This window comes from Pantoea sp. paga, from assembly GCF_007558755.1.
Lineage (GTDB): Bacteria > Pseudomonadota > Gammaproteobacteria > Enterobacterales > Enterobacteriaceae > Pantoea > Pantoea agglomerans.
Genome location: NZ_VLTF01000003.1, coordinates 239,925 through 262,452, shown reverse-complemented (window position 1 = coordinate 262,452; position 22,528 = coordinate 239,925). Strand labels below are relative to the sequence as shown.

20 protein-coding genes are annotated in these 22,528 nt (G+C 54.9%); 7 read left to right on the top strand and 13 right to left on the bottom strand.

All coding sequences use genetic code 11. From position 1 onward, the window contains the following. Positions 1-77 precede the first annotated feature (77 nt). A complete protein-coding gene (locus FOV68_RS11090) occupies positions 78-1,229 on the top strand; it encodes an MFS transporter (RefSeq protein WP_143990846.1) in 1,152 nt (383 codons plus the stop codon). A gap of 82 nt (positions 1,230-1,311) precedes the next feature. Here the strand turns inward: FOV68_RS11090 and FOV68_RS11085 are convergent, their stop codons facing one another. The 4 genes from FOV68_RS11085 to FOV68_RS11070 all read right to left on the bottom strand — a co-directional run bounded on the left by FOV68_RS11085 (position 1,312) and on the right by FOV68_RS11070 (position 4,389). After that, positions 1,312-1,953, bottom strand: a complete 642-nt coding sequence (locus FOV68_RS11085; protein ID WP_039389097.1) for an NrsF family protein — start codon at positions 1,951-1,953, stop codon at positions 1,312-1,314. Next, positions 1,940-2,494, bottom strand: a complete 555-nt coding sequence (locus FOV68_RS11080; RefSeq protein WP_143990845.1) for a sigma-70 family RNA polymerase sigma factor — start codon at positions 2,492-2,494, stop codon at positions 1,940-1,942. The genes FOV68_RS11085 and FOV68_RS11080 overlap by 14 nt, the downstream gene beginning before the upstream one ends. A 71-nt stretch (positions 2,495-2,565) precedes the next feature. Continuing rightward, complete coding sequence (locus FOV68_RS11075; protein WP_143990844.1) at positions 2,566-3,807, bottom strand: protein-disulfide reductase DsbD; 1,242 nt, start codon at positions 3,805-3,807, stop codon at positions 2,566-2,568. Positions 3,808-3,831: 24 nt separating this feature from the next. Continuing rightward, on the bottom strand, positions 3,832-4,389 hold the full coding sequence (locus tag FOV68_RS11070) for a peroxiredoxin (protein WP_010670341.1): 558 nt from the start codon (positions 4,387-4,389) through the stop codon (positions 3,832-3,834). A gap of 366 nt (positions 4,390-4,755) precedes the next feature. Here FOV68_RS11070 and FOV68_RS11065 point away from each other — a divergent pair, with 366 nt between their 5' ends. Together FOV68_RS11065 and FOV68_RS11060 are read left to right on the top strand one after the other, a co-directional pair. After that, positions 4,756-5,964 carry an aldose 1-epimerase family protein gene (locus FOV68_RS11065; RefSeq protein ID WP_137229496.1) on the top strand — a complete coding sequence of 403 codons (1,209 nt, stop codon included), beginning with the start codon at positions 4,756-4,758 and terminating at the stop codon, positions 5,962-5,964. 264 nt (positions 5,965-6,228) lie between these two features. Further along, complete coding sequence (locus tag FOV68_RS11060; RefSeq protein ID WP_031590665.1) at positions 6,229-7,284, top strand: alpha/beta fold hydrolase; 1,056 nt, start codon at positions 6,229-6,231, stop codon at positions 7,282-7,284. On the opposite strand, the gene FOV68_RS11055 is transcribed toward FOV68_RS11060, so the two are convergent. The 3 genes from FOV68_RS11055 to FOV68_RS11045 all read right to left on the bottom strand — a co-directional run bounded on the left by FOV68_RS11055 (position 7,226) and on the right by FOV68_RS11045 (position 10,507). Then, positions 7,226-8,257, bottom strand: a complete 1,032-nt coding sequence (locus tag FOV68_RS11055; RefSeq protein ID WP_143990843.1) for an AraC family transcriptional regulator — start codon at positions 8,255-8,257, stop codon at positions 7,226-7,228. The two genes, FOV68_RS11060 and FOV68_RS11055, sit on opposite strands and share 59 nt — an antisense overlap. 478 nt (positions 8,258-8,735) lie before the next feature. Continuing rightward, the gene (locus tag FOV68_RS11050; RefSeq protein WP_039389111.1) at positions 8,736-9,131 is read right to left on the bottom strand and encodes a hypothetical protein; all 396 of its coding nucleotides are present in this window, start codon (positions 9,129-9,131) and stop codon (positions 8,736-8,738) included. Then, the gene (locus tag FOV68_RS11045) at positions 9,128-10,507 is read right to left on the bottom strand and encodes an MFS transporter (RefSeq protein WP_143990842.1); all 1,380 of its coding nucleotides are present in this window, start codon (positions 10,505-10,507) and stop codon (positions 9,128-9,130) included. Before FOV68_RS11045 ends, FOV68_RS11050 begins: the two co-directional genes overlap by 4 nt. A 126-nt stretch (positions 10,508-10,633) precedes the next feature. Here FOV68_RS11045 and FOV68_RS11040 point away from each other — a divergent pair, with 126 nt between their 5' ends. From FOV68_RS11040 to FOV68_RS11030, 3 genes are all read left to right on the top strand, one after another. Continuing rightward, a complete protein-coding gene (locus tag FOV68_RS11040; RefSeq protein ID WP_143990841.1) occupies positions 10,634-11,545 on the top strand; it encodes a LysR family transcriptional regulator in 912 nt (303 codons plus the stop codon). A 455-nt stretch (positions 11,546-12,000) separates the two neighbouring features. Further along, the gene (locus tag FOV68_RS11035; protein ID WP_143990840.1) at positions 12,001-12,771 is read left to right on the top strand and encodes an ABC transporter substrate-binding protein; all 771 of its coding nucleotides are present in this window, start codon (positions 12,001-12,003) and stop codon (positions 12,769-12,771) included. A 37-nt stretch (positions 12,772-12,808) separates the two neighbouring features. After that, entirely contained in the window at positions 12,809-13,882 is a 1,074-nt protein-coding gene (locus FOV68_RS11030) for a DUF2817 domain-containing protein (protein ID WP_143991004.1), read from the top strand. Between the two features lie 2 nt (positions 13,883-13,884). Here FOV68_RS11030 and FOV68_RS11025 read toward each other — a convergent pair whose 3' ends face one another. After that, positions 13,885-14,658: a 2OG-Fe(II) oxygenase family protein gene (locus FOV68_RS11025; RefSeq protein WP_143990839.1), complete on the bottom strand. Its 774-nt coding sequence runs from the start codon at positions 14,656-14,658 to the stop codon at positions 13,885-13,887. Between the two features lie 99 nt (positions 14,659-14,757). Between FOV68_RS11025 and FOV68_RS11020 the strand changes: the two genes are divergently transcribed. Beyond that, positions 14,758-15,666: a LysR substrate-binding domain-containing protein gene (locus FOV68_RS11020; protein WP_039389123.1), complete on the top strand. Its 909-nt coding sequence runs from the start codon at positions 14,758-14,760 to the stop codon at positions 15,664-15,666. A 98-nt stretch (positions 15,667-15,764) separates the two neighbouring features. On the opposite strand, the gene uca is transcribed toward FOV68_RS11020, so the two are convergent. The 5 genes from uca to FOV68_RS10995 form a co-directional block, all read right to left on the bottom strand. After that, a complete protein-coding gene (gene uca, locus FOV68_RS11015) occupies positions 15,765-19,376 on the bottom strand; it encodes an urea carboxylase (protein ID WP_143990838.1) in 3,612 nt (1,203 codons plus the stop codon). A 164-nt stretch (positions 19,377-19,540) separates the two neighbouring features. After that, complete coding sequence (locus FOV68_RS11010; RefSeq protein ID WP_039389127.1) at positions 19,541-20,176, bottom strand: urea amidolyase associated protein UAAP2; 636 nt, start codon at positions 20,174-20,176, stop codon at positions 19,541-19,543. Between the two features lie 10 nt (positions 20,177-20,186). Beyond that, positions 20,187-20,915 carry an urea amidolyase associated protein UAAP1 gene (locus tag FOV68_RS11005; RefSeq protein ID WP_143990837.1) on the bottom strand — a complete coding sequence of 243 codons (729 nt, stop codon included), beginning with the start codon at positions 20,913-20,915 and terminating at the stop codon, positions 20,187-20,189. Then, positions 20,912-21,697 (bottom strand): ABC transporter ATP-binding protein, encoded by a 786-nt coding sequence (locus tag FOV68_RS11000; protein ID WP_143990836.1) that lies wholly within the window; start codon positions 21,695-21,697, stop codon positions 20,912-20,914. The genes FOV68_RS11005 and FOV68_RS11000 overlap by 4 nt, the downstream gene beginning before the upstream one ends. Then, positions 21,694-22,509 (bottom strand): ABC transporter permease, encoded by an 816-nt coding sequence (locus FOV68_RS10995; protein WP_010247123.1) that lies wholly within the window; start codon positions 22,507-22,509, stop codon positions 21,694-21,696. Before FOV68_RS10995 ends, FOV68_RS11000 begins: the two co-directional genes overlap by 4 nt. Between the last annotated feature and the right edge of the window lie 19 nt (positions 22,510-22,528).

Below are 22,528 nucleotides of genomic sequence, written 5' to 3'. Positions count from 1 at the left end.
CGTTCACTGCCGGGCAGGGAGTCAATAGCGTTCTCTCGGTCCTGTCAGCTCTCCCTGACATCCCTGAAAGGTATGCAATGGCTAATAACGTCTCTTCCACGCTGGCAACACGCATCATCTTTTTTATAGCCGGATTTATAACCGCGACCTGGGCGGTGATTGTGCCTTTCGCCCGCGGCAATACCGGCGTTAATGAGGCGCAACTCGGCACCTTGCTGCTTTGTCTTGGCGTCGGCGCGCTGATTGCGATGCCGGTGACGGGCTGGCTGACCAGCCGCTTTGGCTGCCGCCGGGTGATTCTGGTCGCTGTCGCGCTGGTCATCATCAGTACGCCATGGCTATCGGTGCTGAGCGACCCGCTGTTGCTGGCGCTGGCGCTGCTGGTTTTTGGCGTCGGCATCGGAGTAACCGACTGCGCCATGAACATCCAGGCGATTCTGGTGGAGAAGCAGGCGGCGAAGCCAGTTATGTCCGGCTTTCACGGCATGTACAGCGTGGGCGGCATTGCCGGCGCGGGCTTTATGACGCTGCTGCTGGCGATGGGATTTAGCGTGCTGACCGGCTGTTTGCTGGCGGTCGCGGCGGTGATTATCATGACGCTGGTCAGCGCATCGGGCTTACTGACCTACGCGAACCCCGCTGAAGGCCCGGTGTTTGCTGTTCCGCGCGGCAGCGTACTGATTATCGGCATCATCTGCTTTGCCGTCTTCCTGACCGAAGGCACCGTGCTGGACTGGAGTGCTGTCTATCTGACCGATGTCCGGGCCATTCCGGCGTCTCTGGGCGGACTGGGCTATACCTGCTTTGCCATTGCGATGACCGTGGCGCGTCTGACCGGGGATCGGATTATCTCATCGCTGGGACGTTTACCGGTTGTGCTGGGCGGCGCACTGATTGCCGCCGCTGGCATGGCGATGGTGACCTTTATCGCCTCCTGGCCGCTGGCGTTACTGGGCTATACCCTGGTCGGCGCAGGCTGCGCCAATATCGTGCCGGTAATGTTCTCCGCCGCCGGACGTCAGACGGTGATGCCGCAGTCGGTCGCCGTGCCTGCCATTACTACTCTGGGTTACCTGGGGGTACTGAGCGGGCCAGCCGTGATTGGCTACGTGGCGCATTACACGCATCTCGCTTTCTCTTTTTCACTGATTATGGCGCTGATGCTGATCGTCGGTGCGGTCTCTCTGACCCTGGATCTGGGCCGTAGCCGCGCGGGGGAAAATGCATAAAATTACCCAGCAGGCGCTCCTGACAGAATTTGATTGAACGGGGCGCGGAGTCATCTTCAGGAGGAATGGAAGCGGCCTGCCATTACTCTCCCAGCCTGACCCAGCGGCGGCCTGCCAGCACCGTAAGCGCCACGATGGTGATGCCCGCAGCCAGATGCATAGAAAAATCGATGGCGTGCAGATGGGTATCGTGGCACAGCGACAGCAGCATCGATGAGGTAAACGCACTGCCGCAGCCGCTCAGCGCCAGACTGCGCGCGGGATAGAGGGATCGGGTGCGCTGCAGGGCGAACACGGACATCAGCATCATCGGCACACTGGCCGACAGCATAAACAGATAGCAGTGCATCCCTTCACCCAACCGGTTCGCGCCCGATGGCGGTGCTGAAGATGACATATTGATCAGATTCAGCACCAGCCACATCACCGCCATCAGCAGCGGCCAGCGCAGGCTGATGGGTTTTCTGCCTGCAATACTCAGCGTAAACGCGGCAGCCAGCGTGCTGCCCGCGATGATGAGTGACAGCAGCAGGGCAACCAGCGCGAAAAACGCGCCAGGCTGAGACCAGTCGGTGAAACGGCTGTGAAATGCCCAGCTGGTCAGCGCGCCACAGGGCAGGGCAAGCGCAATCCAGCCCGCGACGCGCCAGGCGGTGGGCCAGACACGCTGCACCGGCTGCGCAGACGCGCTGAGCTGATTAATTAACTGGTCATGATTTCTCATGATGATCCCGTCCATATTTACGAAGGTTGACCATTGCGCGATGCAACAGAGATTTAACCGCAGAGAGCGACTGATTGGTTTCAGCTGCTGCCTGCGCCAGGCTCTGCTCGCGCAGATGCACGGATTCAACGATCTCCCGCTGGCGCTGCGGAAGGTTATCCAGATACCCGGAGAGGATATCCGTATCGGCTGAGGACTCTGCACTTGCAGCGGGTTGTCGTTGCAGCTCTTCCTCATCCTGTACTTCCTGGCGACGGCCGCGATGGCGCAGCGCATCAATGGCGCGGGCAGAGGCGATGGCAGCAACCCAGGGGAGTATCGGACGCTGCGGATCGTAGGTATGCCGCACCCGATGAATCGCCAGCAATGTCTCCTGAATGACATCCTCAACCAGTCCCTCATCACGGATTTTTTTGCATACCAGTGCCCGGATGGCCGGAACCATCGCTTTCAGTAACTGGTTATAGGCAGCTCTGTCACCCGCCTGCGCCCGGGCCATTAATGCTGGCCACTGCTGTGCGCGTTGATCAGTTTCCGACATCGATCATCAGCAGTTCGGCATACTGTCGCCGCGCCCTGACCACGCGCCAGGCAATCGTTTCATCAGTAATCTCAGGATTTATTTCCTTTTTCTGTTGCCTGATTCAGCGCTGAAATCACAATGCCAGGCGTCAGCACCTGCGGCAGTACCTCAGGTTTACCGCCGTCAGCCGGATATACCACGTAGAGCGGTAATCCACCGCGTCCGAAATCGCTCAGCGCCTGTTCAACATCGGGATTGTATTTGGTGGAATCCGCGACCATATAAATGGTGTTGGTTCGCGCCATCGCCGCTTTTACCGCCTGCGTCGAAAGTGAAGTACGATCGTTAACCTGGCAGGTAATACACCATGATGCGGTAAAGTTCACCAGTATTGGTTTGCCCTGACCTTTGATGGCATCAACGTTCTGGGGCGACCACGCCACAGCGGCGGCAGCCTGTGAGGCGGTTGCCGTTTCAGCCGGAACCTCGGCAAACCTGTTCAGGTTCAGTAACGGCACTACGACCAGCGCCAGGAAGAATGCGGTCGCCACATGCAGCACCCAATGACGCTGTCCCATCATACGGCGTTTCTGCGCCATGCCATACAGCCAGGCGGCGAAACTAAACAGTAAACAGCAGGCCAGAATGGCAGCCAGTGCCGCCGATCCCGCCTGACGTTCAAGTACCCAGATCAGCCAGCCCACCGCGCCCAGCATGGGAAACGCCAGCCCCTGCTTTAACGTGATCATCCAGGCACCCGGTTTTGGCAAAATTCGCGCCAGCACCGGGAAGAATGAGATGAGAGTGAAGGGCGCAGCAAAGCCCAGCGCCAGGGAAATAAAGATCACCAGACTGATCAGTGGAGGCTGGGTAAGCGCATAGCCTACCGCGCTGGCCATGAAGGGCGCGCTGCAGGGCGTCGCGACAATGATGGCCAGCGCGCCAGTCAGTGCTGAACCGACTAAACCACCGCGATCGCCTCCCACTTCGCCAACCCGCTGTACCGATAATCCCACTTCAAACAGACCGAGCAGGTTCAGTGCCGACCCAAGCATCACCAGAATCAGCGCGGCGATGACCAGCGGCGATTGCAGCTGGAATCCCCAGCCCACCGATGCACCGCCCGCCCTGGCCAGCAACAGAACTGCGGTCAGAGCGACCATCGTCACGACTACGCCCAGCAGAAAGGCCAGGCCTTCGGCTCTGGCGTGGGAAGGTGATTCGTGATGGCGGATCAGGCTCAGTGCTTTCAGCGAGATCACCGGAAACACGCAGGGCATGAGGTTCAGAATAATGCCGCCCAGGAAGGCGGCTGCAATCGCAGTCAGCATGATGTACCTGCTCTGAAGATGAAGTTATGCCGGATTGGCCTGACGGTATTTTTTAACGGCATCCATCGCTTTCTGGATATGCGTATCAGGATTTTTATCGGTGAAGCTCAGCAGGATTTTGCCATCCGGCGCAATCACGTAAGAGGTACGGTCTGAAAGCTTCTGACCTTTCATCTCCATGGTGCTCTTATATTCTGCCGCCACTTTGGCACCGGGATCGGCTGCGACGGTAAATTTGTCACGGCATTCAAGCTGCGAAAATTTCGCAATCTGATCGGTATTACCCGCCGTCACGCCAATGACCGTCGCACCCTGCTTTTTAAATTCATCGGTCGCTTCAGCAAAATCGTGTGCTTCCAGCGTACAGCCTGCACTGAAAGCAGCAGGGAAGAAGTAGAGGACAACCGGGCCTTTCTGCAGCGCCTGTTGCAATGAGAAGGTGGTCGATTTACCGGCCAGCGCGGCTTCCAGTTTAAAGTCCGGTGCTTTTTCACCGACCTGTAACGCTGCAAAAGCAGATGTTGCCGGAACACTCAGTGCCAGCAGCGTAGCGACGGCCAGGGTTTTCAGGGTGTTTTTCATTGGCTTTACTCTCTCCATTGACGAACAGACGGAGTTGTCTGACGTCCCTGATAACAGGTTCGTTTAAAAATGGAAAAAGTTGCGCGGTTGAAGATTTTTTTTAAATTTTTTTTAATTGTGCTTCATCAGCCATCTTTTATCAGATCCCTCATTTTGAGCTGAATCGAATAAAGCTAATGTCAGCAAATTTCACCTGGTTCGCTGTATTTATTCCTCTCTGGCCGTAATCACTGTGATTTGGCCCACAATAATAGTGCTAACTCACTGCCTTTTCTCAACAGGTGAGCATCATCACGTTTATCTTCAGTCCCATTAAGTAAATTTCCCTTACGGAATGAAAAAACGATTCAGCTAATGGGATGACTTATGAAGATTAAACTGGCGTTAACGGTACTGGCAGTGCTGGTTTCAGGTTCTGCAGCGGCGAAAACCTGGGTGCTGACGAGTGCTGAACAGGGCACCGAGCAGGGAAACTGGAAGATTTCCAGCAGTGAGCTGAAGTCTCAGGGCAAACCGTTCAGCATCGAACAGAAAGTCCTGCATGGCGGCAAGCAGGAAGGCAGTAAAATACTGACAATCCGCAGCGAGGATGGCCTGACCATCACGCTAAGCCCGACACGTGGCATGAATTTACTGCGTGTTGAAGGCTTTGGCACCCGCATGGGCTGGGATTCACCGGTTAAAGAGGTCGTCAATCCTGCCTACATCAATCTTGAGAGCCGCAACGGTCTGGGCTGGCTGGATGGTTTCAACGAGATGATGGTGCGCTGCGGCTACGAATGGACCGGTCATCCGGTCACAGATGAAGGCCGAATCTATACGCTGCACGGTAAAGCGGGTAATACGCCGGTTTCTCAGCTGGAAGTTGAAGTGGCCGATGCGGCACCACACGAAATCCGTATTCGCGGCCTGATTAAAGAGAGCACCTTTAAGAAAGCTGATTTGCAGACCATGACCGAGCTGCGTTACGTGCCAGGCAGCAACAGTTTCAGCCTGCATGATGTTTTAACCAACCACGCCGACTATCCGCACGATTACCAGATCATCTATCACAGCAATTTCGGCAAACCGATTCTGGAAGAGGGCGCACGCTTCCTGGCGCCGATGTCCGGCATCAGCCCGTTCAACGACTACGCGAAAGCCGGGTTAAAAGAGTGGCAGACCTATAAAGGTCCGACCAAAGACTTCGATGAGATGGTGTTCAACATCAAGCCGCTTTCAGACAGCAATCATCAGACCATTGCTGCGGTGATAAATAAAGCGGGCAACAGCGGCGCATCCATTCAGTTCGATACGCGTCAGCTCCCGATGCTGACCTTATGGAAAAATACCGACACCCTGAAACAGGGCTACGTGACCGGCATCGAACCTGGCACCAGTTACGCCTATCCGGTCACCATTGAACGTGAACAAAAACGTGTGAAGCAACTGCAACCAGGTGCGAGCACAACATTTGATCTGACGTACACCTTGCTGCACAGCAGCGAGCAGGTTAATGACGTTGAGAAACGCATTAAGGGCATTCAGGGTGACACGAAGATTGATGTAAGCGAGACGCCGATAGCGAAAGAGTAACTGGAATGAATGAAATCCCGATGACGTGATATCGCGTGTCGGGATTTTTGTTTTCAGATTTGAGAACGGATTTTATGACTTACAGGCTGCCGCGCTATGGATACTATTGACTTGCCGCTGGTTGTGAGCGGCACCATGAAACTGAAGCAGACGGATAAATAATCACTGATTTTGCAAATTTGAAGACCTGGATCGTGTAAGAGGACGCATTCGTACGCTGTGGCAGATTACAAACAGGTCTTCAATTATCACAGCAAGGCATCAATGATGTTCAGAACAGTGTTTATAGCAGCATCGGTTTTACTTTTCTGCTGGCAGGTCCAGGCATCTCCGGGTTTTCGCCAGATGACAGTGTCAGACACCCAGGGAGAGCCTCTGAAAGTAGCGGTGTGGTATCCGGCGATTCAGAATGGAGTAAGTGAAACTGTTGGAGAAAATGTCGCTTTTGTCGGCGTTGAGATTATCCGTAACGCCACACCCGTTTCGGGAAAGCATCCACTTGTATTGATTTCACATGGATTTAATGGAAGCTGGAAAAATCTTTCCTGGCTTGCTGCAGCATTGGCCGCGCAGGGATACATTGTGGCTGCGCCTGATCACCCCGGCACGACGACCTTTAATCATAATCCTGAAGACGCCAGAAAACTATGGCGTCGTCCTGGTGACATTTCCCGGGTAATTGATTTCGTCGGTCGATCTTCTGACTTATCTGGCACAGTAGATGATAAGCGCATTGCGGCTATTGGGCATTCTCTTGGAGGATGGACAGTCATGTCGCTGGCTGGAGCGCGTTTTGATCCTTCATTGTTCCTGAATGACTGTCAACAGCATGTCCTTCGTGGTGACTGTAAGCTGACGACCAAACTGGGAATAGATGACGTTACTGCGCATAAACTTTTGTCATCTGACAATCTTGATACAAGAATCAAAGCCGTCGTGTCACTTGATGCGGGGTTAGCGCCAGGTTTTACCCCTGATAGCCTGAGCAAAATTAACATACCCGTACTTATTCTCGCGGCCAGTAATGACAAGTTGGGTCAGTTGCCTGCTTCTGAGGAATCTGAGTATCTTGCTGATAAAATGCGCGGATCATTGCGACAATTCAGTATCATCAAGGGTGCGACTCATTTCAGTTTTATGCAGTTATGTAAACCAGGTGCAGAGAAACTTATTGACGATGAAACGCCGGGCGATGGCATTGTTTGTCAGGACGACAGGGGGGCTAGCCGATCAGAACTACATCAACTGATAACGACTAAAATCACACATTTTCTGGATTCTGCCCTGAGTTATCACGCGCCTGCTGACGAAATAAACTAGGGGAGAGGCCTGAAAGGCGCTGGAATTCACGATTGAAATTAGACTTAGTCATGAATCCGGACTCCAGCATGATATGAGTAACGGGCAAAGAAGTGTTAAGCAGTAGCTCTTTTGCCCGTTCAACTCTGAAACCATTGATCCACTGAGATACATTACACTGTTTAACCGAGTTAACGGCTGCAGAGAAATTGCGGGCGGGTATGCCGGTTTTGCTTGCGAGTAGAGCAAGCGTCAAATCGGGATTCAGGTAGAGCTCTGTTTCATGGACCTGTTTTTCGAGCATCATATATAACTCAGTCATATCTGCCGCTGGATCATCGATCTTGTCTGTTTTTTGCCCGATAACAGGTTCGAAGCGCTGGGACGAGTTTAAAAAACCGAAAATAATCGTGCCGACAATGGGCAAGAGCGCAAGTTGAGTCATGAGGATGATCGAAGTGGCATGTTTTCCACCGCTGATACCAAAGTCAGTTGCAATGAGAAGGTCTGTCAGCGCGGAGAGACACAGAAAGCTGCCTGCGAAAAAAGTCAAAGCATGATGCTGAGCTATTGCGCCCAACGTATTGAGCCTTATAGGTTTTCCACTAATCACTGCTTTTCTTAGCAGGGCGAATCCATAGCTGAAAAAAAGCAGACTGAGGATGAAGTCTGTAGCAGGAACCCATACCAGCCTGATCAATAGCGATACTGTTGCGGGTACAAGCAAAATCAGTAAGTCATGTTTGCGTCTTTCTTCGCTTAGCGGGACGAAACTGTGCCATGCAATGGCAGGTAAAAACATTGCCAACACACTCTGCACATTTCTCAAAATCTCAGAGTCATACTCCCAGCGAATCGTATTAATCGAAATAAGAACGATACAGGCAGAAAGAAAACGCAGCGTGCCGTTGTTACGTTGTTTTCCGGAATAGATTGCTGCCATCAGCAACAGCAGAGCAAGAAGTGTAATGACAGGAAAAGGCACTGAGAGCATGGGTGCAGAACCAGAGCAGCAAATTTCCTGAATGATTACACAATTGCCTGTGGGTTGTCTTGTTTGACAGGGGGCGTTAAATGCAGGGCTGGTGCTTCCATAAAGCGAGATTTCGCCACTATTTCAGCATTATCAAACTGATTAGCAGCAGACAGGATAAGAGGGGATGACTACGTTATCGTTAATTTAACATAAGATAGATTATGCGCATTTAAGGCAAGGCGGTAAGATAAAGGCTAAAGCTCTAAGCTAACCTTATTCGGGCGCTTCAGACAACCTGCTGAAGCCCCTTGTATAATGGCCTCTGGTGCGGAATTTTCACGATTAATAGAGCCGTCGTCTTACCACCACTGTTTCTTTTGCGGCGATTGGTTCCGGATAGATAGTTGCGAGCATCGCTGGTTTAAGAGACGCGGTTCAGCCTGCTCGCTGTTGCTCTCAACCCGTCGCGTCCTGACACATTGTGAATCGACAGCATCTATGGCTTAGGTAACGAAGTCTCGTGCAGATGTCGCCACAAAACCTTGCCAGCATCATTTACCTCGAACACAACCGTAGAAAACCGCACCGTGGCCTCCTGGCCCGGAAGCTGCTGTAACTCCTTATATACCACAGTGGCGTTTCCTTCACTCTCAGCAACCATCTGCATGTCGCAGATATCAATCGCCAAACCCGGACGTGCACCGCGCTGAGTGCGGAAAAACCCATTTAGTGTCGTGAAATCCAGTAAGGCACCGCCCGGTGTCACCATGGAATATGCAGGACTAAAACGCGCTAAAAGTTCCTCACATACATCATCATGCGCTTCTTTGTTACCCAGCCAGTTGCGAATCAATTCGTGGGCGTCCAGTACTTCCTTAAAATAACGGTTCATTTTTGGTCCCTTTTAAGCATAGAAATAACCTTCTGATTTGAAATGCGTAAACAGCACAGAAGCGGAATTACAGCGCTGAATGCCGCTATAACAAAACAGAGGTGATAAGCGTGTTCTTCAGGCATGCCGCTATTCGCAATCAGATTGAACAGCAGGCTGACCAGCGTAACGCCGAGACAAAAACTGAGCTGGCGATTGATATTCCAGAGTGCGCTGGCATCAGCAAGTTCGCTGTCGGAGATGTGAATAAAAGCAGAACTCTGAGCCGTGCTGCTACACAGGCTGCCGCCAAATCCCATCAAGGCGAAAGCAAGTACACAGACTAAGGTGTCCGATGTCTGTCCAGTCAGCGCCAGCAGACCAATACCCAGCGCCTGAAACAGACAGCCGGTGATAAATAGTGGGCGTGGTCCCCAGAGGTTGAACGTCTTACCTGTCAGACTAATTGCCGCAAAGGAAGCCAGAGACCATGGCAGCATGAGCGCGCCGACAATGCTGGCATGCATTCCTAATTGATTTTGCAGGTATAGCATAGTGATCATACTGACGCCGGTGAAGATGCCTGGTATAAACTGATAGATCAGCATTGCGGTGTTGAAGAGCGGATCCTTTATCAGATGCAGGTTAATGAGTGGCTGGCTTTTTCGAAGTGCGTCCCACACATAGCCCGTCAGAGTAAGGATGCCAGCAAGCAACATCATCGCGCCCTGATAAAGCCTGTCAGCATCGCCCAGGTATGTCAGTCCGAGAAGGATCAGCGTGAGCGCGGTACAACCACTGACTAAACCCACCAGGTCCAGCGGTTCAGATGAGTTCGCCGGTCTGTCTGCTTTGAGCCAGAATCCCGCCAGCAGCAATGCCCCAACCGCGAGCGGCAGGCTCGCAAGAAAAACCCAGCGCCAGCTAAGGCTCTCAACCACTATTCCACCAACCGCTGGCGACAAGGCGGGTGCCAGCAATGCAATTAACATCACGACTGACGATAACTTCGCACGCTCATTACTCCTGTATAACGCATAGGTCATCGTCTGACCGATGTGGATCAACAGTCCGCCGCCGATACCCTGTATCCATCGGAAAACGATGAGCTGAGAAACTGACGTTGATGCCCCCACCCCACAGGTGCCCGCAATGAAAATAAGCAGTGAGAGCATGAACAGACGTTTTGCGCCCATGCGCCGTACCAGCCAGCTACTGAGCGGTATGACCAGCGTCAGGCCTAAGATGTAGCCATTACTGATCCATGCCAGCTGGCTAACGGGGGCATCAAAATGTCTGCCAATCTCAGGATAAGCAACATTGGCGATAAACATGTTGACCAGATCAATAAAAAATCCCAGCAGATAGACACTGGCTACGCGCACACGATAGCTCATTTTTTTCCCAGACAGATCAGCGTAAGGCGCGCAGTATAGGTGCTTAGATTATTGGGATAAATTCACTTTCCGTTGTTACACTGTCAAAGTTATTTTGACAATGAGATGTCGCTAACGGAGTTCAATATGATCAATATGCAGCGGCTGGGGATCTTTGTCGCGGTAGTCGAGGCAGGCAGTTTTACAGGAGCAGCTCAGACGCTCGGGTTAACCAAAGCCGTTGTGAGTTTCAATATTAAACATCTTGAAGAGGAGCTGGGTGTCTCGTTACTCATCAGGAGCACCAGACGCGTTTCAGCCACGGACACGGGGGAAAGATTTTATCATCGCTGCCTTCAGCTTCTTCAGTATGCGGAAAGCGTATTAGAGGATGTAAGAAGTGATCACGCTGGATTAAGCGGGACACTCCGGATTACAACCACTCTGGAATATGGCGCTCGTGTGATCGTCCCTGCCCTGGCTGACTTTGCAGCCCAGCACCCACAGTTACGCATACATCACGTCTCTTCATCAAAAAATGACGACCTGATTGCCGGCCGCTTTGATGTGGCGATACGACTTGGCCATCTTGTCGATTCCAGTCATCACGCCCGCCTTATCGATCAGTTTGATATCCTGGCGGTCGCTGCACCTTGTTATCTCAACAGCCTGAATGAAGAGTCTATCCGGGATCTTTCACATCTCGCGTCAGCAAAATGGATTGCGCATAGCCGTTTATCGACGCCACTCAGCTGGCAGGTGACCACGCCCGAAGGCGAGTCTGTGCTGATGAGCGCATTTCAGCCTGCCATGATCACGGCTGACAGTGCCTCTTCTTTACTCGCTTTTGCTTTAGCCGGTGCTGGCGTGGCGATTCTGCCCGCCTGGCTGGTGCAGGATGAGATTGATAAAGGTGGATTAGTACGGCTGCTGCCCGATCATCAATTCCCCCGACAGGGAATTTACGCGCTCTACCCTAATACTCGTCATGTGCCAGAAAAAGTACGTGCGTTTATAGATTTCCTGCATGAACGTTTAGCGCTCTCCAGCAGAAAATAAGCGCATCCATCACATTATTCTGATGGGCTAACCGTTAATTTATCTGAACTGATTTAAATCCCATAAACTTTATTTTAAGCAGCGCGGCGGGATGATAAATATTTACTGTCTGGTTAATGACAATTCAGTTTAACGCAGGCGCATTACTTAATTCCCTGTCCTGATAAATCACTGCTGCGCGATAACCTGAAAACTGGCGCTGGGGCTTGTCTTGTTATCCCAACCCCAGCGCCTGCGGCTTCAGGCCCGGACCTGCGCCACACCCTGGTGTGGCTCAGCCATTTAATGCACAGCATTAAGTAAAAATTAACGCCGTATAAATAATTCGCACAGTCACAAAATAACATAAGATTTTAATCTGGATGATTGTGGTTTATTCGCTGGCAGGAAAACAGGTCGCATGTTATTTAATTTGAATGTCGCGCTTAAATCCATTTGCATCCGGGAATTAAAACATGAAAAAGAGCTTATCCCTCGCATTACTGTTTTCGCTCACAACAGTTAGTCACGCGGCACTGGCGCAGCAGACCCTGCGCTTTGGCGTTGACCCTACATTCCCGCCGTTTGAATTCAAGGCGGCTGATGGATCATTGCAGGGCTTTGATGTTGATCTGGGCAATGCCATCTGCGCTCAGGCAAAGGTGAAGTGCCAGTGGGTGCAAATGGGTTTTGATAGCAGCATCCCTGCCCTTCAGGCGAAGAAATTTGATGCCATCCTGTCAGCGATGTCGATGACCGATAAGCGTCGTCAGCAGGTGGCTTTCAGCGATATGTTGTACAACACGCCCAGTGCTTTACTGGCACCGGCTGCCAGCACGCTGACGACCGATGTTGCCTCATTGCGCGGTAAGACGATCGGTGTGGCACAGGGCACCATCCAGGAAACCTATGCCAAAACCAAATGGGAGCCGGAGGGCGTTAAAGTCATCTCCTATCCTAACCAGATGGAAGTTTATCCGGATCTGGTCGCCGGGCGTCTTGATGGCAGCCTGGCTAATGCGGTCTCTGCTGAACAGGGATTCCTGACCTCAGCCGAAGGCAAGCCGTACGCCATCAAAGGGACCCTGGTGGATAAAGTGATTTTTGGTGATGGCGTAGGTATCGCGCTACGCAAAGGAGATGAGGCAAACCTGAAGATGATTAACGCGGCACTGGCGGAGATTCATAAAAACGGGACTTATGACCAGCTAACCAAAAAATATTTTAAATTCAGTGTTTATCCCTGATCCTCACAACGTGAAGAATCGCAGGAGTATGAAGACTATGGCGTTGCCCGACTACCACGTTCAGCGCGCGAGCTTTATGGCAGCGGCGCAGAGCAAAGGTGCTGAGACGGCCTCGTATCCGCATCCTCTGCCTGGTCCTTTGGGAGAAGCCCTGTATACAGACGTAGCACGGATAGGACCGGCCAGCGCATCACGTCTGATGCTGGTCGTTTCCGGCACTCACGGCGTTGAAGGCTATTATGGTTCCGATTGTCAGATAGCCTGGCTCGAGAAGCTGGATGAAAAAGCGTTGCCCGCTGATACCGCGCTGTTGCTGATTCATCTGCTCAATCCATGGGGCGCGGCGCATTTACGGCGCGTGAACGAAGACAATATTGATCTGAACCGTAACTTTATCGATTTCAGTCAGCCACCTCCTGCTAACCCGGATTATGCACAGTGGCACGCTATTTATCATGGAGACCGTGCCAGTGCCGATCGGCAACTGGCCGACGCACTGCAGGGCGCGGGCTGGCAGGCGGTTAAACGTGTCACAGAAGCCGGACAATATACTTTTGCTGACGGCTTTTTTTTCGGCGGTGAGAAGCCCTGCTGGTCACACCTTACGATGGCGGCGATCGTTGACCAGCATCTCTCTGTAGCGAAAACCATCATCAGCTTTGACCTTCATACCGGGGCTGGCGCATGGGGGCATCCGATGCTGCTCTCTATTGCGGAGCAGCGTTATCCGGCGCATGACTGGGGCAAAGTCATTTACGGTGAGTGGCTGACCTTATTGTTTACCGGTGCCGGACGTGACAGCGTAACGGGCGTAACAGCAACGGCAACAGGCTATCTTTCGCAATATCTGCTGACGTCGCTGGCTGACACCCGGATTTTGCCTCTGGTGGTGGAGTGCGGGACTTACGAGGGCCAGGATATGCATCAGCGGGTGCGTGAAGATCACTGGCTGCACCTCTATAGCGATCCTGCCAGTGCAGGCGGCCAGGTGATAAAGCAGCAACTGGTCGAGGGGTTCTGGCCAGAAGATGCGGACTGGCGTGCGTTAGTGGCTTTCCGCACGCAGCAAATCTTTCTGCGCGGCTGGCGTGCCCTTGCAGACACGCCGTGATGTCATAGTCTGCCGTAAAAGGTCATGCGCGCGGTTTCTGACAACGCTATATCCGGCTGCGTATTGTAAGCCAGCACGGCCAGCATTCGCGTGACCTCGCCTTCAGTTGGGGTCACGCGATGCAGGGAATTACGGCCACGAAACAGCACCAGATCCCCGGCATCTATCTCCAGCGCGTCTACGGTCTGGCGTTCTTCCAGCACAGCTTCAACGCCTGCGAAGTTCATCTCACCGGCATCGGCATCCCGCAGATCTTTCACATACTGAAACACGCCGCCCGCCAGCGGTTTCTGTACCAGTAAGGTGATAGCAAATGAGGAGTTGTCGAAGTGCCAGCCCAGTTCCTGCCCGTGTGATGCATAGTGCAGGTTGATCGAGGAAAGCGGGTCAGCATAGGAATAGAGCGTTTTTTCACCCAGCACATCGCACAGGAAATGTTTGAACAGCTCATCATTATACAGCTGACGCAGCGGCGAGGCGGCAGCGATCACATCATCCGTAATACAGCCTTTGGTGCTGATCACATCCCTGTTACGCGGATGCTCAGCACTGAAAGCATTATCAGGTTTCATCAGATAGACATTGTGCTTGCTGCGGGTGTGATAAGCCTGGTGACGTTGTGCATTGCCCTCTTCGATGATCGCCTCTAAAGCGTGTGGTTTTAAAAACTGCCGCAGTACCAGCGCGCCGGACTGGTTTAACTGCTCACGACAACGTTGACGCCAGCCATGATCGGCCAGTGGATGAAGATCGAGACGAACAAGGGAACCAGACATAGCAACAATTCTCATGATGAGCAGGTGTGATGTTACTCTACCGGTCGCCTGCAACGCTGCGTAACGATAAAAACTTAATGCCCTGATAAGGAAGAGTTAATGCCTGCCCAATTGCCAAGGTTGCCAAAGATCAGCGTCATACAGTCATTTAAAGTGGCTGCCGAACTGGGCAGCCTGGCAAAAGCGGCCGCTCAACTGGCCTTAACCCCGGCGGCAGTCAGTCAGCAGATTCGCCAGCTGGAGGAGCAACTCGGCAGCGCCCTGTTTTTACGTACGCAGAGCGGCGTGATGCTGACCGAAACCGGAAAAGAGTATCTGCGCTATGTCACCGAGGCGTTTGATATTCTGCATCTCGGTCAGCAAAACATCCGCCATGCGGCCAGTGCGCCAAAACTCACGGTTTACACATTACCGGCGCTGGCGTCCAAATGGCTGTTGCCCCAGCTGGCGAGCTGGCGCGACCATTGCCCGAATATCGATCTCTCGTTACACGGTACGCATTCTCAGGTCGATTTCACCGCGATGCCCGCCGATTTTGTGATCTGCTTTGGGGAGGATCGTTACCCGCAGTCAGATAAGCTGAAGTTGTTTCATGATGATGTACTGCCGGTGGCCAGCCCTGCTCTGTTACATCGCTTTACGCCGGAAACGATCTTAAGCCAGGCGCCGCTGATCCACCTCGACTGGGGCAATGAAGGCCGTTTTCTGCCTGACTGGCGAAGCTGGTTTCAGGCTAAAGGCATGGACGAACCTCTGCCGCAGCCCGCGTTCAGCTTTAATCTGACCTCGCTGGCGATTGATGCGGCCGTCGCGGGAGCTGGTGTGCTGCTGGGGCAGCGACGACTTATCGCGGCGGAACTGGCGCGGGGCGATCTGGTGGTAGTGGATGATCTTTGCCTGCCGCTGAGCAAACCTTATTACCTTGTCTGGCCGCAACGCACCCTGAGCCAGCCAGGCAGTGAGGCGATGATCAGCTGGTTAAGCCAACTGGGCGCGAGCGCCGGATAGCCCGTCGCCGTGATCGGACTCGCCTGCGCCCGCCAGTCTGGAACCCTTAGCGGGCGCAGGGTCAGATTATCACTGCGCCACAAGGTGATCAGGTGTCATCATCCTTCCGCATTATCCTCAACAATCACCGCCACGCGTTGCCCTGCGCGTACAGCGCTGCCTGGCTGCACGCTGACCTGCTGAACAATGCCGTCGCACGGCGCCAGAAGCGGGATCTCCATCTTCATCGACTCCAGCACCACCAGAATATCGCCTTCCCGCACCCGGCTGCCCGCCGTCGCCTGCACCTGCCATAAATTGCCGGAAACCGGGCTTTCTACCCCCTGCTCGCCCGGCTGCAGCGGCGCGTCGCCGCCTTCATCGGCCACACTTTCCTGACTGTCAAAATGGGCCTGGCCGCTGGCGATCCAGCGGTCACGTTCCGCATGGAACGCGGCTTGCTGGTGATCGCGAAACAGCCCGATACTCTCCGCTTCACGGGCGAGGAAATCCTGATATTCCGCCAGCCGCAGTGTGCTGTGCTCGATGCGCAGCGGATAGCGACCGAGGGGAAAATCGCGGCGAATCTGCAACAGCTCACTGGCCGGAACCGGATAAAAGCGGATCTGATCGAAAAAGCGCAGCAGCCAGGGTTTACCGCCAAAATCGGCGACTTCATGATACCGGTTCCACATCTGCAGCGTGCGGCCGACAAACTGATAGCCGCCTGGTCCCTCCATGCCATACACACACAGATAGGCACCGCCGATGCCAACCGAGTTTTCCGCTGTCCAGGTGCGGGCCGGGTTATATTTTGTCGTCACCAGGCGATGACGGGGATCCAGCGGCGTGGCGACCGGCGCGCCGAGGTAGACATCGCCCAGCCCCATCACCAGATAGCTGGCTTCAAAGACCGTGTTCCAGACAGCCTGCTCATCCGGCAGATCGTTTATACGGCGGATAAATTCAAGATTACTCGGGCACCACGGCGCATCCTGCCGCACGGTGGTCATATATTTTTCGATGGCCTTCTGACAGGCCGGATCGTCCCAGGAGAGCGGCAGATGCACCACGCGTGTGGGAACCTGAAGGTCATCACTCATGCAGACCCTCTCCCACTCACCGCGCACCCACATCAGCAGCACGTCGGGCGTCAGCGTCTCCGGCTGAAAGTGGATTTGCAGCGAGCGGATCCCCGGCGTGATATCAATAATGCCGTTGCGGGATTGCGCTTCCAGCGCCTGCATCAACGCATGAATGCGAAAACGTAACACCAGATCCAGTTCCGGCTCGCCAGCCTCCAGCAGCAGATGCGTATCACCAGAGAGGCGCGCCACCAGGCGTTTATCCGCTTCGCCGCAGGTCATCACGATGGGCGAAATCAGCGGTGCAGGCTGCCAGTCTGTTTCCTGTGGCTGAAGCGTGGTCAGTTCGGTGCGTCGGCCCTCTGCCAGTTGGCGGGCGGTCGTGATATCCACCGCGACAAACTTCACTCCGTCACCGGCTTTGAGCTGTCCCAGTTGCCAGAGGTCCGCCTCGATTACCGTCACCGGGCAGACGAACCCGCCAAGGCTCGGGCCATCCGGCCCCAGAATCACCGGCATATCACCGGTAAAATCGACCGCGCCGATCGCGTACGGGTTGTCATGAATGTTTGAGGGGTGCAGCCCTGCTTCACCGCCGCTGTCGCGGGTCCAGATTGGCTTTGGCCCTATCAGGCGAACGCCGGTGCGGCTGGAGTTAAAATGCACTTCCCATTCTGTGGCAAAGAACGTCTCGATATACTCCGGCGCAAAGAATTCAGGCGCACCGTGCGGACCATAAATGACGCGCAGCGTGCGCACCGTGGCAAGCTCTGTGTGCAGTCCGACGGGCAGTTCCGTTCCGGTTGCGCTCGCGGAACGCGGAGCGAGATGCAGCACGTCACCGCTGCGCAGTGCGCGTCCGGCATGTCCGCCAAACTGACCAAGGGTGAACGTGCTTTTGCTGCCTAAATAGTCCGGCACCTGAATACCACCGCTCAGACAGAGATAACTTCTGACGCCCGCGCCACTTATTGCGCCCAGCTTCAGCGTTGCCCCGGCCGGAATGGTAAATACAGAATTCATTGACTGCCCGACGCTATCCAGTGTGACAGTGAGCGGCGCGCCAGAGATCACCGCCTGAATCTCAGTATTAAATTTCAGGGTGGGTCCATTCAGGGTGATTTCCAGCGCGGCGTCACCCTCCTCATTGCCCAGCAGACGGTTGCCCAGACGCAGTGCGCGATCATCCATCGGCCCCGACGGCGGCACGCCCACTGCCCAGTATCCCAGACGTCCGGGATAGTCCTGAACGCTGGTCTGGGTTCCGGCACTCACCACTTCAACCATTGCCGCCTGATAGGCGAGCTGCTCCAGGCAGCGGGTCCAGGGTTCGCCAGCCGTGAAGGGCGAGAAGGCCAGAATCTGCAACAGATAGAGACGATTGGTTTCTACGCCATAGAAACGGGTCTCAGCCAGCGCCTGTGCCAGGGTGGCGATGGCTTCCTCGCGAGTGGGGTGCCAGGTAATAACTTTTGCCAGCATCGGGTCGAAGAATGGCGGGACTTCACAGCCGGCTTCCACCCAGCGGTCAATGCGCAGGGTTTTACCGTCGGCTGCCGGAAAGAGGACCTGGGTTAACAGCCCTGGCGAAGGCTGGAACTGCCGCCCCGGATCTTCCGCATAAATTCGCGCCTGCACGGCATGGCCCTGAGGATTCAGCGCGGCGGCTAACGCATGAAGCGGAGGAAGATCGCCTGCTGCCAGCTCAATCATCCACTGCACCAGGTCAACGCCCCACACCTGCTCCGTGACGCCATGTTCAACCTGCAGCCGGGTATTCACTTCAAGAAAATAGAACTGCTGCGCCACGCTGTCATAGACAAACTCAACCGTTCCGGCGCTGCGATAGTTCACCGCTCTTCCCAGCGCGATAGCCGCCGCGCATAAAGCCTCCGCCATCCCTGCGGGCAGATTCGGCGCTGGCGTCTCTTCGATCACTTTCTGGTTACGCCGCTGTACCGAGCAGTCGCGTACGCCCAGCGCTATTACCTCGCCCTTTCCGTCACCGAAAATCTGCACTTCAAGATGACGGGCGCGTTCGATATATTTTTCGAGAAATACCCCGGCATCGCTGAAGTTGTTCTGGCCGAGGCGCTGGACCGTTTCAAACGCCTCTGACAGCGCATTCGCATCACGACAGACACGCATACCGATCCCACCGCCGCCCGCGGTACTTTTGAGCATCACTGGATAGCCGACCATTTCTGCGGCGCGCCGGGCTTCGCTGATATCCGCCAGTAGTTCACTGCCTTCCAGCAGCGGCACCCCTTCGGCTTTCGCCAGCGCGCGGGCCGTGTGTTTCAGGCCAAAAGTTCGCAACTGCTGCGGTGTGGGGCCGACAAAAATCAGACCGGCAGCCTCGCACGCCTCAGCAAAGGCGGCGTTTTCCGAAAGGAAACCGTAGCCAGGATGAATCGCTTTCGCCCCGCTCTGCTGCGCGGCGGCGATAATTTTTTCCGTCACCAGATAGGTTTGTGCAGCCGGGCCTTCGCCAAGACTTAGCGCCACATCCGCCTCGCGGATATGTAAACTGCTCAGGTCGGCTTCGGAGTAAACGGCGATCCCTTTCACCTGCATGGCACGCAGCGTGCGCAGGATACGACAGGCGATAGCACCGCGATTAGCAATCAGTAAGGTATCAAACATAAGCGAACTCTCAGGGATGCGGGTCGTCCCGCAAAATTCGATATTCCCTGGGGCCGTCCCCGGGGCTGACCGGCACGTAACAGGCGTACGCCGGTGGTGTGTTGAGAGGTCTGACGCAAAAGGCTGAGAAACTCAGTCCCGCTTGTCGCCATGGCAACGCTGACTCAGTTCCACACCAGCACTTCGGCGGGCGTCGGGTTCCAGCCGTTACAGGGGTTATTCAGCTGCGGACAGTTGGAGATCAGCACCATCACATTGCATTCGGCTACCAGCTCAACGTATTTGCCGGGTGCCGATAGCCCGTCTTCAAAGGTCAGACCGCCTTCCGGCGTAACCGGAACGTTCATGAAAAAGTTGATGTTGGCACCGATATCGCGTTTGTGAAGGCGGCCATCGTGCAGGCAGGCACAGAGAAAGTTATCCCGACAGCTGTGCATGTAGCGCTTATCCTGGGCATAGCGCACGGTGTTGCTCTCCTGCGAGCAGGCTCCGCCCAGGGTATCGTGACGACCGCAGGTGTCGGCGACGATAGTCAGCAGCGGATTGCCGAGATTCGAATAGAGCACGCTGCCGGTGGTCAGATAGACGTGTCCCTGACGACGCAGCGTGCGCTGAGGATCGTAGCGTTCCCGCGGGTTATCGCGGTTGTAAAACAGGGTATCAATAGCCTGATTCCCTTCGAGGTCGAGCAGGCGCAGCGTCTGCCCTTTTTTCACTTCGAACAGCCACGGTTCGCCTGCCGGGATCACGTGGCGATAGACGGCATCTTCAGGACGACGATCAGAGTGGATAAGGGTCATCTCAGCCTCCTTACAGGGCAAAAAGTTGGGTGTTATGAAGCGCGCGCTGGTTTTCACCGCGCGTGACCATCGCTTCGCTGACGGCCTGCATATCGTCGGACTGATACCAGCTCAGCTGTACCGGTCGCGGGAGATAGTCAGTGGCGGGATCCTGCGGATGTGGCAGCGCGGTCAGCACGATCAGCACGTCCATGGGTGCGAACAGTTCAGTGAAATCGCCGGCGCGGCTGTTGCCCGCGCTGAACCGGAAGCGGCCCTCCTCATCAACCGTGACCTTGCTGAAAAAGTTGACGACCATCAGCAGATCTTCCAGACCCAGATCCCATTTGCCCATCTCAACCAGCAGATTATCGGCGCCGTTGCGGTAGAAGCCGTTGCGCAGCTCCTGATAGCGTCCGGCTCCATACTTATGGTGCGTTTCCACCGCGTTGAGTACGCCGCCAAACGGGTCGTGCCAGCCGCAGCTATCTGCCACGATCGCGGCCAGTACCCGTCCCATGTCGGAGTAGAAACAGTGCCCGGTGGTCAGGCGAGCCGTGTGCTGGCCTTTCAGGGTGTCCGGCAGATTCAGGCGTTCACTTTTCTCGTGGGGATTTAGCATCATCATGCTGACGTTCGCGCCACCCTCGATGTCGGTCAGGCGCAGGATCTGCCCTTTGCGCAAAATCAGCGAGGTGTGCCCTCCGCCAGGCAGCTGCTCTTCGCGCAGGCTCGGAGCTGAATGAAAAAGTGCGGTCATTGAGCGGTCTCCTTGAAGGAATAAATGTTGTTTTTGTTGCGGGTTGCCAGCTGCGACAGCCGCGTTTCATTAAGCGGGATGTCGTAAGTGATACGCGCGCCCCAGGCATTGGGGGCCTGAGGATCGATGCGCACTTTGTCGAAAACCAGCAGCCGGGTGCCAAGATTGAAGCCTTCGGCAAGGTCGTGAGTGACCATAAACACCGTCATGCGGGTTTCGCTCCAGAGCTGGAGCAACAGCGCATGCATATCTTTGCGGATGCCGGGGTCCAGCGCGCCGAAGGGCTCATCCAGCAGCAGTACGCGCGGCTGCATCACAAAAGCCTGCGCAATGGCCAGCCGCTGCTGCATCCCGCCCGAAAGCTGCGCCGGATATTTATCGAGAGAATGGCCCAGCCCGACTTTCTCCAGCATCTGTTTTGCCTGCTCACGGGCATGGCGTTTTCGGGCGCCAAACAGCCGGCCAGTAAACGGTGAAGCCGGAAGTTCGAGGCCAATGGCGACGTTATCCAGCACGTTGAGATGAGGGAAAACGGAGTAACGCTGAAACACCACGCCACGGCTGCGATCGGGTTCCGCGCGCAGCTGTTCGCCATCCAGTGTGATCGATCCCCGTGTCGGCTTTTCCTGACCCAGCAGCAGGCGTAAAAACGTCGACTTACCACAGCCGGACGCCCCCACCAGCGAGCAGAACTCGCCCTCTTTCACCTGCAGATTGATGCGTTCCAACACCACGTGGTCGCCATACTCCTGCCAGATATTTTTGATTTCGATAAAACTCATTCCCGGCCTCCTTCCGCCCAGGGGAAACAGGCTTTGTGCAATTGACGCAGCGCGAGGTCCATCAGCCACGCCAGCAGAGTGATCCAGATGACATAGGGAATGATCACATCCATCGCCATATAGCGACGAACCAGGAAAATGCGATAGCCCAGTCCGGCTGTTGCGGAAATCGCCTCGGCGGAGATCAGAAAGAGCCATGCGGATCCCAGCAACAGCCGCAGCGAGGTGATCAGCCGCGACAAGAGCTGCGGAAGCACAACCCGCAGCACCACCGTCCAGCTGTTCGCCCCCAGGGTTTGTGCTTTGATAAACAGCTCTGCGGGGATTTCCCGCGCCCGATGTTCAAGGTCGCGCGCCAGCATCGGCGTAATCCCGATAACAATCAGCATCACTTTTGACAGCTCATCCAGCCCGAAGACGATAAACAGCATCGGCAGGAGCGCCAGCGGTGGGATCATCGACACCACAGTCATAAAGGGTGACAGTGCCGCGCGACTCATCGGGAAGACGCCCGCAGCAACACCGATGCAGAGACCAATCAGTGAAGAGATCGCCAGGCCGGTCAGCAGACGGCTTAAGCTAATCCACGTATCCGCCCACAGCAGATATTCGCCGCTGCGCTTGTCCGGCGTGAAGGCCATCCGATCAATGGCGGCGATCATCTGTGACAGGCCGGGCAGCAGTTTGTCGTGTGGGTTGGCTTCAAGACGCACCGCCGAACTGATAAACCAGACGGCGATCAGCAATACAAAAGGTAATAGCATCAGCGTCAGGCGCATTCCCTGCCGGGGATAGCGGTTGATGTGGCGCATGGCATATACTCCTGAGATC